Origin of the sequence: Undibacterium sp. Di24W, from assembly GCF_049340325.1 — a bacterium.
In the GTDB taxonomy this organism is placed as follows: domain Bacteria; phylum Pseudomonadota; class Gammaproteobacteria; order Burkholderiales; family Burkholderiaceae_D; genus Undibacterium.
On sequence record NZ_JBMPOP010000004.1, the window covers coordinates 72153 to 85205 of the forward strand.

The 13053-nt window shown below is 46.6% G+C and carries 9 protein-coding genes; 3 read left to right on the top strand and 6 right to left on the bottom strand.

Annotated features, from left to right (window positions below; genetic code table 11):
* Positions 1-97 precede the first annotated feature (97 nt).
* The 6 genes from prmB to dapC all read right to left on the bottom strand — a co-directional run bounded on the left by prmB (position 98) and on the right by dapC (position 5896).
* Entirely contained in the window at positions 98-1000 is a 903-nt protein-coding gene (prmB, locus tag ACO0KZ_RS09515; protein ID WP_422994932.1) for a 50S ribosomal protein L3 N(5)-glutamine methyltransferase, read from the bottom strand.
* Between the two features lies 1 nt (position 1001).
* Positions 1002-2138 (bottom strand): succinyl-diaminopimelate desuccinylase, encoded by a 1137-nt coding sequence (gene dapE, locus ACO0KZ_RS09520; RefSeq protein ID WP_422994933.1) that lies wholly within the window; start codon positions 2136-2138, stop codon positions 1002-1004.
* A 6-nt stretch (positions 2139-2144) separates the two neighbouring features.
* Positions 2145-2525 carry an arsenate reductase gene (locus ACO0KZ_RS09525; RefSeq protein ID WP_422994934.1) on the bottom strand — a complete coding sequence of 127 codons (381 nt, stop codon included), beginning with the start codon at positions 2523-2525 and terminating at the stop codon, positions 2145-2147.
* 4 nt (positions 2526-2529) lie between these two features.
* Positions 2530-3669, bottom strand: coding sequence for a PilT/PilU family type 4a pilus ATPase (locus ACO0KZ_RS09530; RefSeq protein ID WP_422994935.1), 1140 nt, complete (start codon positions 3667-3669; stop codon positions 2530-2532).
* 99 nt (positions 3670-3768) lie between these two features.
* The gene (gene dapD, locus ACO0KZ_RS09535) at positions 3769-4596 is read right to left on the bottom strand and encodes a 2,3,4,5-tetrahydropyridine-2,6-dicarboxylate N-succinyltransferase (protein WP_422994936.1); all 828 of its coding nucleotides are present in this window, start codon (positions 4594-4596) and stop codon (positions 3769-3771) included.
* A gap of 67 nt (positions 4597-4663) precedes the next feature.
* A complete protein-coding gene (dapC, locus tag ACO0KZ_RS09540) occupies positions 4664-5896 on the bottom strand; it encodes a succinyldiaminopimelate transaminase (RefSeq protein ID WP_422994937.1) in 1233 nt (410 codons plus the stop codon).
* Between the two features lie 428 nt (positions 5897-6324).
* On the opposite strand from dapC, the gene smc reads away from it, so the two are divergent.
* Genes smc through ligA form a run of 3 tightly spaced genes read left to right on the top strand, consistent with a single transcriptional unit; the run spans position 6325 to position 13014 of the window.
* Entirely contained in the window at positions 6325-9837 is a 3513-nt protein-coding gene (smc, locus tag ACO0KZ_RS09545) for a chromosome segregation protein SMC (protein ID WP_422994938.1), read from the top strand.
* A gap of 5 nt (positions 9838-9842) precedes the next feature.
* Positions 9843-10928 carry a cell division protein ZipA C-terminal FtsZ-binding domain-containing protein gene (locus tag ACO0KZ_RS09550; protein WP_422994939.1) on the top strand — a complete coding sequence of 362 codons (1086 nt, stop codon included), beginning with the start codon at positions 9843-9845 and terminating at the stop codon, positions 10926-10928.
* A gap of 19 nt (positions 10929-10947) precedes the next feature.
* Positions 10948-13014, top strand: a complete 2067-nt coding sequence (gene ligA / locus ACO0KZ_RS09555) for an NAD-dependent DNA ligase LigA (RefSeq protein WP_422994940.1) — start codon at positions 10948-10950, stop codon at positions 13012-13014.
* Positions 13015-13053 lie beyond the last annotated feature (39 nt).

Here is a 13053-nt window from a genome sequence, read left to right on the forward strand (position 1 = left end):
GCGAACTACAAAAATAAAAATGCTCAAAACGCTTTTTTTGGGCGTTTTGAGCGATAAAACGATTGAAACAAAAAAATCTGGTGATTTCTGATGCGATTTAATTCGCGTCTTGAAGTTGCTCAGCCGTCAGCATGAATACCATATCGTCACCAGCACTGGTAGATAACCAAGTTAAACCATACTCGGCAAAAGCCTCTTCAGCGAATAGTCGTTCATTTCCAATCTCTACCATCAAAATGCCATTTGGTTTGAGACGCGATGCAGCACCAGCTACAATTTTACGCACCAGATCCATACCATCGTCGCCACCAGCCAAAGCAATTTGCGGCTCATGCAAATACTCTTTTGGCAGCTTACTCATGGAGTTGGAGTTCACATACGGCGGATTGGTGATGATCATGTCGTAGAGTTTGTCCGGGACATTGCTATACAAGTCTGATTCAATCAGTGTGATGCGATCTTCTAATTCGTAGGTTGCTACATTTTTTGCGGCGACATCTAATGCGTCTTTTGAAATATCGACAGTATCCACATGTGCATTTTCAAATGCATCGGCCAACATAATGGGCAAGCAGCCAGAACCTGTGCAAAGCTCTAGAATGTCTGTGACTTCTTCAGGATCTTGCACCCAAGGTGTGAAGCGTTCAGGGATCAATTCGGCGATAAAGGAGCGCGGTACGATGACACGTTCATCCACGTAAAAATTATAGGTGCCTAACCAAGCTTCATTGGTAATGTAAGACGCCGGAACTCTGTCCGTTGCGCGGCGCTCGATCACTGCGATTGCCGCATCGATTTCATGTGGTAACAGACGTGCATCCAAAAACGGGTCGATTTTGTCGAGCGGTAGCTTTAAAGTATGTAACAACAGATAAGCGGCCTCATCTAATGCATTGGCACTGCCATGACCGAAGAATAACTGCGCAGTATTGAAGCGAGTCACCGCATAGCGCAGCAGATCGCGTAGCGTTTGGAAGGGGAGTGTATTGGCGTTCGTCATATTAATTTTTGTCTAGTAAAAGATTCTCTAACGCGCGGCGGTAGATATTTTTAAGTGGATCGATATAGCGCACTTCGATATGCTCATCAATTTTATGAATGCTGCCATTCGGTGGTCCAAACTCGACCACTTGTGGGCAAATTTTTGCGATAAAACGACCGTCTGAGGTGCCGCCCGTTGTAGATAATTCGGTGGTGACACCGGTTTCGTCTTTAATGGCTTTGGCCAAGGCATCACTTAAATTGCCTTTAGGTGTCAAGAAAGGATGACCGCCTACGGTCCATTTTAAGTCGTACTTGAGTTGATGCTTATCGAGGATCTCGTGCACGCGTTGTTGCAAGCCTTCCGCTGTGCTGGCTGTGGAAAAACGGAAATTGAAATCAATCACCACTTCACCCGGAATAACATTAGAAGCGCCTGTGCCGCCATGAATATTCGACATTTGCCAAGAAGTTGGCAGGTAATATTCATTGCCATGATCCCAGACTTCATTGACCAATTCTGACATAGCAGGTGCCGCCAAATGAATGGGGTTTTTCGCTAATTGAGGATAAGCAATATGCCCTTGTATACCCTTGACAATGAGCTTGCCAGACATCGTGCCGCGACGACCATTTTTTATGGTGTCACCGAGCACGTCGCTAGAAGTTGGTTCACCAACGATACAATAGTCGAGCTGTTCGCCACGTGCTTTTAATTGATTGCATACGACCACAGTACCATCTGTGGCAGGTCCCTCTTCATCACTGGTAATTAAAAAACCAATCGAGCCATGATGATCAGGGTGTGCCGCAACAAATTCTTCGGTCGCGACCACGAATGCCGCAATCGAGGTTTTCATGTCGGCTGCGCCGCGACCAAACAATTTGCCATCCCTATGTGTCGGGGCAAATGGCTCAGATTGCCATTGTCCGACTGGACCCGTCGGCACCACATCGGTATGACCTGCAAATACGACCAAGGGTTGAGTCGTGCCTCGACGCGCCCACAGATTAGTGACCTCGCCGGATTGTATCGTTTCGCAGTTAAATCCCAGTGGTTTTAACAAACTGATTAAGGTGTTTTGACAGCCTTTATCTTCGGGAGTTACGGAGTCCAAAGCAATTAATTGTTCCGTCAGGGCGAGAGTTTTACTCATGAAAACTTAAATTTCTTTAAAAATGATTTGATATTGTTGATCGTTGAAACCAACGCCAACATGTTGTCGTTCTTTGCTTTCAATTTGCAACACTGGACGTTTGATGAGTGACGGATTGGCTAACAGTAAAGCAATCGCTTCTGTTCGATTATCTGCCTGTGTTTTTTGCTCTTCGCTTAGCGCGCGCCAGCTAGTGCCTTTACGATTGATTAAGGTGTTGAGATCGATTTTTTCTAGCCAGACTTCTACTTGAGTTTGACTTAATCCATCCTTTTTGAAATTATGGAACACAAAAGGGATTGCTTCCTGCTCTAGCCAGGTACGCGCTTTCTTGACTGTGTCACAGTTTGGGATGCCAAATAAGGTAATGCTAGTGGATGCACTCATACAATTACATGTTCAAATTAAATTCAGTGAATGTGGCTTCCATAGGCGTCTCTGGCTCAGGCTCTGCTTGTGCTTTTTGTGTCAAGGCGGTGTCATTGTTAAGTAACCACAACAAGTTATTGGCGGAGTCAGCATTTGCCAGACCTTCTTCTTGCGTGATCAATCCGTCTTTGATCAATTGCATTAGCGCGCGTTCAAAAGTTTGAGAGCCTGGAGCCAAGCTTTTTTCAATGGCTTCTTTGATCTGGAAGATATTTCCTTGTTCAATCAACTCAGCAACGTAGCGAGTATTCAACATAATCTCGACGGCTGGGCAGCGGCCGCCGTCTATGGCTTTAATTAGACGTTGCGAGATAACGGCCTTGATTGCTGACGCTAAATCTAGGAGCAAAGCGCTGCGATTTTCAATCGGGAAGAAACTGATAATGCGATTCAGTGCTTGATAACTATTATTGGCATGTAGGGTCGCCAACACTAAGTGACCAGATTGTGCATATGCAATCGCCGCCATCATCGTTTCTAGATCACGAATCTCGCCAATTAAGATGCAGTCAGGCGCTTGGCGCAAGGAATTACGCAAGGCTGTTTTTAGGCTGTCCGCATCGGTACCGATTTCTCGTTGATTGACAATCGATTTTTTGCTACGGAATAAATACTCGATGGGATCTTCAATGGTGAGTATATGACCCGTTTTTACTTCGTTACGGTAATCGAGCATCGAAGCAATTGAAGTTGATTTACCAGAACCTGTTGCACCTACCACTAAGATTAAACCGCGTTTTTCCATGATCAGTTCGGCGAGCACAGGAGGTAAATGCAAACTTGTGAATGCAGGAATATGGCCAGGCACAAAACGGAAGACCGCAGAAGTAGAGCCACGTTGTGTAAACGCAGATAAGCGGAAGCGCCCAACACCCGCCATGCCAATACCAACATTGAGTTCATTTTCGCGTTTATATTGCGCGATTTGTTCTGCAGAAAGAACTTCGGCGAGCAAAGCCATAATATTTTCTTCATCCATCTTCTGCTGATTGATGGGGAGGAGATTGCCATTGATTTTTAAATGTATCGGCGAGTTGATCGCGAAAAACATATCCGACGCATTTTTGTCTTTCATCAACTGAAACAAACGATCCATTGCCATGATAATTCCTCTATAAAGATGAGAAGGATTAAACCTTAGTGTTTGATATTATGATTTTGCTCTGTCGCGGCGTAGGCTAGCTAAATGTCGAATAGCAGATTAAGCGCCACGCAACAATTCATTAATGCTAGTCTTAGAACGTGTCTGTGCATCTACTCGCTTCACAATCACCGCACAGTACAAGCTGTATTTACCGCAAGCTGATGGCAAATTGCCCGAGACGACCACAGAACCCGAAGGGATGCGTCCATACGTCACTTCGCCTGTTGCACGGTCATAAATCTTGGTCGATTGACCAAGATAGACACCCATAGAAATCACAGAATTTTCTTCCACGATCACGCCTTCAACCACTTCGGAGCGCGCGCCAATGAAGCAGTTATCTTCAATGATGGTTGGATTAGCCTGCATAGGCTCCAATACGCCACCGATGCCAACGCCGCCAGATAAATGTACGTTCTTACCGATTTGTGCACAGGAACCTACAGTCGCCCACGTATCGACCATCGCACCTTCATCGACATACGCGCCGATGTTGACATAAGAAGGCATCAACACGACGTTCTTGCCGATGAAACTACCACGACGAGCCACCGCTGGTGGTACCACACGGAAGCCACCTTTAGCGAAATCTTCTGCCGTGTAATTGGAAAACTTGGTTGGCACTTTGTCGAAGAATTGCATATGTTCGCCGGACGGCATGACGATATTATCTTCCAGACGGAAGGACAGTAAAACCGCTTTCTTCACCCATTGATTGACCTGCCAAGCACCGTCAATTTTCTGCGCGACGCGCAAGCTGCCGGAATCGAGTTGCTCCAACACATGCGCAACCGCTCCACGCAATTCCGCTGGCGCATTTTTAGGAGAAAAACTAGCGCGGTCTTCCCATGCTTGATTGATGATGTTTTGTAATTGCTGTGTCATGACGTTTTTTAAGTAAAGTGAAAGTAATAAATCGAATCCAGAGGCGTAAATCTGGCGCAATCTCGCGCTATATAGCGCTATTGAGTTTCATTAATTGTTTTGTGTAGGTAGCAATTCTTTGCGCGGCTTCCATACACTCCTCAACTTCGGCAACCAAGGCCATACGAATACGGTTGCTGCCAGGATTAATGCCATGTGCTTCCCGAGCCAAAAAGCTACCAGGTAAAACGGTCACATTATAGTCTCGGTAAAGACCTTGCGCGAACTCTGTGTCAGAGATTTGAATGTGCTTATCAACGCTAGCCCAAAGGTAAAAAGCAGCGTCAGGTAAAGCAACATCGAGGACTTCTTGTAGAACAGGTGTAACTTGAGCAAATTTCTTCACGTACAGCGTACGATTCTCGATGACGTGTTGTTCATCATTCCAAGCTGCGATTGACGCTTTCTGTATACTAGGTGACATCGCGCCACCGTGATAGGTGCGATAAAGTAAAAATTGCTTAATGATACTTGCATCGCCTGCGACAAAGCCAGAGCGCATGCCTGGTACATTTGAACGTTTTGAAAGACTGGATAAGGTGACTAAACGTGGGTAGTCATTGCGTCCCAAAGCGCGCGCCGCTGCCAAACTGCCGAGTGGCGCTGTTTCGCCAAAATAAATCTCTGAATAACATTCATCTGCAGCAATAACAAAGTTATAGCGATCCGATAAGTCGAATAGTTCTTTCCAGTCATCCAGCGTTAATACTGCGCCAGTCGGATTGCCAGGGGAACAGACGTAAAGCAATTGCGTGCGTTGCCATATGGCCTCTGGTATTTGACTAAAATCGGGTGCGAAATTTTTTGCCGGATTGGCATTGGCAAAATACGGTTCAGCGCCTGCCAAGTAAGCCGCGCCTTCGTAAATTTGGTAGAAAGGATTGGGACAAACCACGATTGGTAGGCCATCTTGATTTTTGCTAGGATCGATTACCGCTTGCGCCAATGAAAATAAGGCTTCACGTGAACCATTCACGGGCAAAATTTGCGTCGCCGGATCAAGGTTTGGAATGTCATAGCGTTGAGCCAACCAGTTGCTGATGGCAATGCGCAACTCTTCGATACCATTGGTTGATGGGTAATTAGCTAATCCATTCAAATTCGCGATCAAGGCATCTTTAATCAATTCTGGCGTGGCATGTTTAGGTTCGCCTAAGCCAAGACTGATGGGGCTGTAATCGGGATTAGGCGTTATGTCGGCAAACAGGCGTTTTAATTTTTCAAACGGATAAGCTTGTAATTTTGCTAAATTGGGATTCACGGAGAAATTCACTTAAAAATACGAAGAAAATAAGATCTAAAATTAAAACTTGGTAATTGTGCCGCTGCCGTTTGTTTGCTCAAGCGATCTTTTGTGAGCAAAATTCAAACAAATCTTTCGCACAAATAAACTCGTATTATAGCCGTGCTTAGAGTGTGCTAACGAGCTAGTTCATGGAAGTTCAGGGCATTCCCAAAATAAACTGTCAAGGTCTGCGTTTTTTAGCGTCGTCTGCTTGCCAAAATCTGTAAAACTAGGGCTACAGAATGTTATGATGTGCGGTCTTACTTGTTTGAATGGTAAGTTGAATACTAAAGAAATTGTCATCTATTGTTATGTTTTTGCAGAAATGAAAGACGTATTGCTAGCGTGATGCAAGTGGGTTGGATGTGTGTATCTTGGTCTAAAAATCGATAAATAAAAATAACGTGCGCTTAACTTCTATTAAATTAGCTGGATTTAAATCCTTCGTCGATCCCACTCACTTTCATGTCCCTGGCCAATTAGTCGGTGTGGTTGGTCCAAATGGCTGCGGTAAATCGAATATTATCGATGCCGTGCGCTGGGTCTTGGGCGAGTCGAAAGCGTCTGAATTGCGTGGTGAATCTATGCAAGACGTCATTTTTAATGGTTCCACACACCGTAAACCCGCCGGACGCTCTTCGGTAGAGTTGATTTTTGACAACAGTTTAGGCAAAGCAGCAGGGCAATGGAGCCAATATGCCGAGATTGCCGTCAAACGCACTTTGACGCGAGATGGAACTTCGACTTACTACATCAATGGCCAACCGGTACGCCGCCGCGATATTCAAGATATTTTCTTAGGCACTGGCCTCGGGCCGCGCGCTTACGCGATTATTGGTCAAGGTATGATTTCTCGGATCATTGAATCACGTCCCGAAGAGTTGCGTGTGTTTTTGGAAGAAGCCGCGGGCGTCTCTCGCTATAAAGAACGTCGTCGCGAAACCGAAAATCGAATTCACGATACCCATGAAAACCTCGTGCGTGTCGAAGATATCTTGCGTGAGTTAAATACTAATTTAGAAAAACTCGAAGCACAGGCTGTTGTTGCGAACAAATACCACTCTTTACAAGCTGACCAGGAAGAAAAGCAAAAATTGCTGTGGATGTTACGTAAGCGTGAAGCCGCGACGGAACAGAAAAAGCATTTCGCTGAAATCGAAAAATGTCAGCTCGATCTGGAAGAACAAACGGCTAAGTTGCGTCACGTCGAGTTAGAGCTTGATCAAATGCGCCAAGCGCACTATGCAGTCGGCGACAAAACGCATCAGGCTCAGGGCAATTTGTATCAAACGAATGCTGAAATTGGAAGCCTCGAAGCGCAGATTAAGTTCGTCATTGAATCCCGTGCACGTTTGCAATCACAATTAAATTCTTTGTCTGCCCAACGTGATCAATGGCAGCGCCAAGGTCAACAATTCCAAGATGATTTGTCCGATGCCGAAATGCACGTCGAAGAATTGGCGATGCGCAGTGAGCAAGCGCAAGAGACGGTAGCACAACAAAACGAGAAAATTCCAGCGCTGGAGCAAGTCTGGCGTGATGCGCAACTTAAATCGACTGAGTCGCGCGCCAAAATCATGCAGATGCAACAGCAGATAGAGCTCGAATCTGCGCATCAACGCAATGCCTCTAATATTTTGAATACCTTGGCGGTTCGCCGTGAACGTTTGAATCAAGAGAAGCAAGGTCTGGTTATTCCAGACACTTCGCATTTACAAAATTTGGCACTGCAACTTGAAGAGAAAAAGCAGATGCTAGAAGAAACGACCATGCAACTGGAAGAGGCTCAAGAGCGCCTGCCACAGTTGGAAGATGAGCGTCGTTCGACCCAAGAGCAAGTCAATAAAGATACAGCGCAATCGGCCCAACTCGATGCACGTCTTGCTGCTTTAAAGTCCTTGCAAGAAAAAGTCGAAAGCCAAGGCAAAGTTCAACCGTGGTTAGCGAAACATGAATTAGAAAAATTGCCGAAATTATGGCAAAAAGTACAGATAGAAAACGGCTGGCAAACCGCCCTTGAGTCCATTCTCCGTGAGCGTACTTCTGCGCTGGAAATGTCTAATCTGGAATGGGCCAAGGCTTTTTTCAATGATGCACCACCAGCTAAGTTAGCACTGTATGCGCCGCAGGTGATAGCACCCGTTGTGATGGTAGAAGGTTTGAAGCCACTGCTGAGTTTATTGCTACTCAATGATGCAGGTGTCCGTAGTGTGATGCAAGACTGGCTGCACAATGTGTATATTGCGCCAGATGCGCCAACCGCATTTGCGGAGCGTGCAAAGTTGCCAGCAGGCGCAAGTTTTATTACCAAAGAAGGCCATTTAATCAGCGCAAACAGCGTGCGTTTTTATGCGGCGGATTCTGAACAAGATGGTGTTCTCGCGCGTCAGCAAGAGATTGAAAACATCACGAAACAAGCACGCGCACAACATTTGTTGGCCGATGAGGGGAAAACCCGCGCGGTGCGTGCCGAAGCTTTATTAAGTCAGGCCACCCAGGCGCTGCAAGAATTACGTGTACGCGTTGCAGGTTTAACGCAAGCGGTGCATGGTTTGCAAATCGAGTACATGAAGTTGGCAGAAGTGCAGGAACGCTTTAATCAACGTAGTACACAGATTCATTCAGACTTGGCTGAAATCGCTGAGCAAGAGCAAGAACAACAAACCGCACGTACAGAATCGGAAGCGAAGTTCGAGGAACTCGATATCGCCCTGGCCGAAATGCAGGAAACCCATGAGGATGGACAGACTGCATTCTTGGAAAAAGAACAGCAATTGAATGATGCGCGTTCCCGCTTGCGTGATCTAGAACTAGCAGCACAAGAAGCGAGCTTTTCTGAAAAAACTCACCGCGTCAAAATGGAAGAACTCAAGCGCAGTATTGCTACCGCTTTGGAGCAGTCCTCGCAGTTGTTTGCGAATATGCAGCAGGGTCAGCTTGAATTAGAAAGCATGGATGAACAAACCGCGCACGCTGGTTTGCAAACATTGTTAGAAAAACGTAGTGATCAAGAACGTGTTTTAGCCGATGCACGTCATGAGCTCGATCAACTGACGCAAAAACTGCGTCATGCAGAAGAATCAAAAATGCAAGTCGAGCGTAGCTTGCAACCGCAACGTGACCGTATTGTTGAACTGCAATTGAAAGAACAAGCAGCGCGTCTCAATCAAGAACAATTTGAAGAACAATTACGAAATTTTGAAGTCGACGAAGCCGCGCTCGAAGAAAAATTACACGATGACTTAAAACCTTCGTATTTGCAAGGCGAGGTCACCCGTTTAACCAATGCAATTGCGGCATTGGGCGCTGTCAATTTGGCGGCTTTAGACGAGTTGGCGCAGGCCACTGAACGCAAAACTTTCCTTGACGCGCAATATGCCGATTTGACGGAAGCGATCACGACACTACAAGATGCGATTCACAAAATCGATATTGAAACTCGTGATTTGTTGCAAGACACGTTCAATCGAGTGAATCATCATTTTGCCGAATTGTTCCCGATATTGTTTGGCGGTGGCCAGGCAAAATTGATTATGACGGGCGACGAAATTCTCGATTCTGGGGTGCAGGTGATGGCACAGCCGCCGGGCAAGAAAAATGCGACGATTCATCTGCTGTCCGGCGGTGAAAAAGCTTTGACGGCGACTGCATTAGTGTTCTCGATGTTCCAATTAAATCCAGCGCCATTTTGCTTACTCGATGAGGTCGATGCGCCCTTGGATGATTCAAACACCGAGCGTTTCTGTAACATGGTGAAACGCATGTCTAGCAATACACAATTTTTATTTATCTCCCACAATAAGATTGCAATGGAGATGGCACAACAATTAATTGGTGTCACCATGCAAGAGCAGGGGGTTTCTCGAATCGTTGCAGTCGATATGGAATCGGCGGCAAGTTTAGTTGGTGAGGGTTAAGCAGTATGTCAGAATTAACGATGAGTTTGATCATTGCAGGTGGCGCATTTGTAGTGGTGGTTTATGTTTACAGTAAATGGCAAGAATATCGCGCAAGAAAAAGTGTCGATCGCGCCTTTTCTGGTGGGCACGATGATGTCTTGATGAATGCTCGCGATGATGCGGAACTGGTTCGTCAGGAACCACAATTTGATCAAGATGATTTGGGCGATATTGTCAATGAGGAAACTTCAGAAACCTCCAGTGCTGATCAGGTTCAGAACAGTAAGTCTGACCTTGATGCCACGATAGATGGCAAAGAATTGTCGGTCGATGATTTGATCGATTGTGTTATACCACTGGAATTCGAAGCGCCGATTCGTGGTGAGAAATTGCTTAAAGAAATCAATGATTTGAAATACGTGGGACGTAAGCCTGTGCATTTCATCGGCTTAACACATGACGGACTGCGCGATGAGATTGCACTTGGTGGTGTTTACACAGCGCTGTTTGCTGGGGTGCAAATGGTGAGTCGCAGCGGTCCATTGAATGAATTGGAATACTCGGAATTCGTCAGTAAATTGCGCGAAATTGCTGATCGTCTCAATGCCCATTCTGATGTGCCAGACATGAATCGTGTGATGTCGAATGCGCGCGAATTGCATCAGTTTGTCGCCGAACACGATGCGCAACTGAGCGTTAATGTTTTATCGAATGGCGCGCCTTGGGATATCACGACGCTATTGGGGGCTTTGGAGAAGCAAGGATTCGACGTACGCCCAGATGGTCGTTTGGTCATGCCGGATGGCGATGTCGGTAATTTATTTACGCTCTCAACCAATGTCAGTGCAAGCGAAACTGTCACTTCTAAATTGACCCTGTTGTTGGATGTACCTTGTGTATCGCCAGATTTGGAAGGTTTTGGCGTCATGGCAAAATGCGCACGCTCTTTGGCATCTCGACTTGGCGGTACCGTGGTTGACGACGGAAATAATCCCATTTCCGAACAAGCCTTAGCGGAGATTGCCGACCAGGTTCGCGAGTTTTGTAATGCGATGGCGGTGGCTGAGATCCCAGCGGGTTCACGTCGCGCTAAGCGTCTATTTAGTTGAATAAGTAGAGCGCTTCATCATGCAAAATGATTTATTTGCCGGTAATGCCGTTCAGCAAGCCGGACGCGTAGAAGAGTCATTGGCGGACTTAGCGCAGCGTTTACGTGGCGAGTTGACGCAACATGGCTATAACTACTACACGCTGGATGCACCGACCATACCCGACGCGGAATACGATAAGCTGTTCCAGCAATTGCAGACACTAGAAGCTCAGCATCCCGAACTAAAGACAACGGATAGTCCGACCCTGCGCGTGGGCGGTGCCATACTGCCGGAATTCTCTCAGGTCCAACACGCGGTTGCGATGCTGTCTTTGAATAATGGTTTCGAAGACGAGGATGTGATCGCGTTTGACCGTCGCGCGCGCGAAGGACTAGAAATCAGTAATCAAGATATTGAATACGCGATCGATTTAAAGTTTGATGGCTTGGCGATTAATCTGCGTTATGTCAATGGCGTGTTTGCACAGGCGGCGACGCGCGGCGATGGCTATACCGGTGAAGATGTCACTGAAAATATACGGACAATTCGTAGCGTGCCATTACGATTGCGTTGTGAAAATCCACCTGCGATTTTGGATGTGCGCGGTGAAGTTTTGATGTTTAAGGCTGATTTTGACAAGCTGAACCAGCGCCAACGCGACCTAGGTGCGAAAGAATTCGCAAATCCGCGCAATGCCGCTGCGGGGAGCTTGCGTCAGCTTGATTCGACAATTACGGCGCAACGTAATCTGCGTTTCTTTGCTTATGGTATCGGCCTGTTGGAAGGAGCAGAATTGCCAGCCTCGCATCGTGATTTGCTCGATTGGTATCAAAGCATAGGCATTCCTACTTGTGAAGAAAAAGCCTTGGTCAAAGGTGCGCCTGCGCTGATAGATTTTTACCGCAGCATACAAGAAAAACGCGCGCAGTTACCGTACGAAATTGATGGTGTGGTCTACAAAGTTAATCGCTTTGACCAGCAAGTAACTCTGGGTTTTGTGTCACGCGCACCGCGCTTTGCAATTGCGCATAAGTTCCCAGCAGAAGAAGCGTTAACGACAGTGCTCGATATTGAAGTGCAGGTGGGGCGCACCGGGGCGATTACACCAGTAGCTCGTTTAGCGCCAGTGTTCGTCGGCGGCGTGACGGTCACCAATGCAACCCTGCACAATGAAGAAGAAATTCAGCGCAAAGATGTACGCGTTGGCGATACTGTGATTGTGCGCCGCGCTGGCGATGTGATTCCCGAAGTTGTTTCTAGTGTTTTGGAGAAGCGACCAGAACAAACCAGCGTGTTTGTATTGCCGCGACAATGCCCGATTTGCGGTTCCGATATTGTCAAACTAGAAGATGAAGCGATCGCCCGCTGCTCTGGTGGTTGGATCAAATGTGCTGCACAGCGCAAAGGTGGTCTATTCCATTTTGCATCGCGTAAGGCTTTGAATATTGAAGGCTTAGGCGAGCAATTGATCGAGCAATTGGTCGATAAAAATGTGGTGACGACGGCGGCGGATTTTTATAAATTGGGCTTAATGGCATTAGCTGAGCTTGATCGTATGGCAGAGAAATCGGCGCAGAATGTGCTTGATGCGTTAGAGACTTCCAAATCAACGACTTTGCCACGCTTTATTTATGCCCTAGGAATTCGCCACGTTGGTGAATCGACCGCAAAAGATTTAGCACTGAGTTTCGCCGATATGGAAACTCTGATGGCTGCGAGCGAAGAGCAATTATTGCAGGTGAACGATGTCGGTCCCGTGGTCGCGCAATCGATAATCCGTTTCTTTGCTGATCCTTTTAATGTTGAATTAGTTCGCCAATTGATTGCATCCGGAATTCATTGGCCAGTGATAGAAAAACTGGATTTGAGCGCCGCTGCGTTTGCAGGCAAAACTTTGGTGTTAACAGGAACATTGCCAACTTTGAGTCGGGAACAAGCGGGCGCACTGATAGAGAGAAATGGCGGCAAGGTAGCTGGTTCCGTTTCCAAGAAAACCAGTTATGTCGTAGCTGGTGAAGACGCAGGCAGCAAGCTTTTAAAAGCCCGAGAGTTGGGTGTTACTGTTCTGTCTGAGGAAGAATTGCTTGCGCTATGCAACGCATGAAAATAAGTGATTAGTAGGTTGCTGCTAAATGAAGTGCAG

Excerpts from the sequence above, each read along its gene's own strand:
- dapE (WP_422994933.1), bottom strand. The coding sequence starts at position 2,138 with ATGAGTAAAACTCTCGCCCTGACGGAACAATTAATTGCTTTGGACTCC.
- dapD (WP_422994936.1), bottom strand. The coding sequence starts at position 4,596 with ATGACACAGCAATTACAAAACATCATCAATCAAGCATGGGAAGACCGC.
- prmB (WP_422994932.1), bottom strand. The coding sequence starts at position 1,000 with ATGACGAACGCCAATACACTCCCCTTCCAAACGCTACGCGATCTGCTG.
- ACO0KZ_RS09530 (WP_422994935.1), bottom strand. The coding sequence starts at position 3,669 with ATGGCAATGGATCGTTTGTTTCAGTTGATGAAAGACAAAAATGCGTCG.
- ACO0KZ_RS09525 (WP_422994934.1), bottom strand. The coding sequence starts at position 2,525 with ATGAGTGCATCCACTAGCATTACCTTATTTGGCATCCCAAACTGTGAC.
- ligA (WP_422994940.1), top strand. The coding sequence starts at position 10,948 with ATGCAAAATGATTTATTTGCCGGTAATGCCGTTCAGCAAGCCGGACGC.
- ACO0KZ_RS09550 (WP_422994939.1), top strand. The coding sequence starts at position 9,843 with ATGTCAGAATTAACGATGAGTTTGATCATTGCAGGTGGCGCATTTGTA.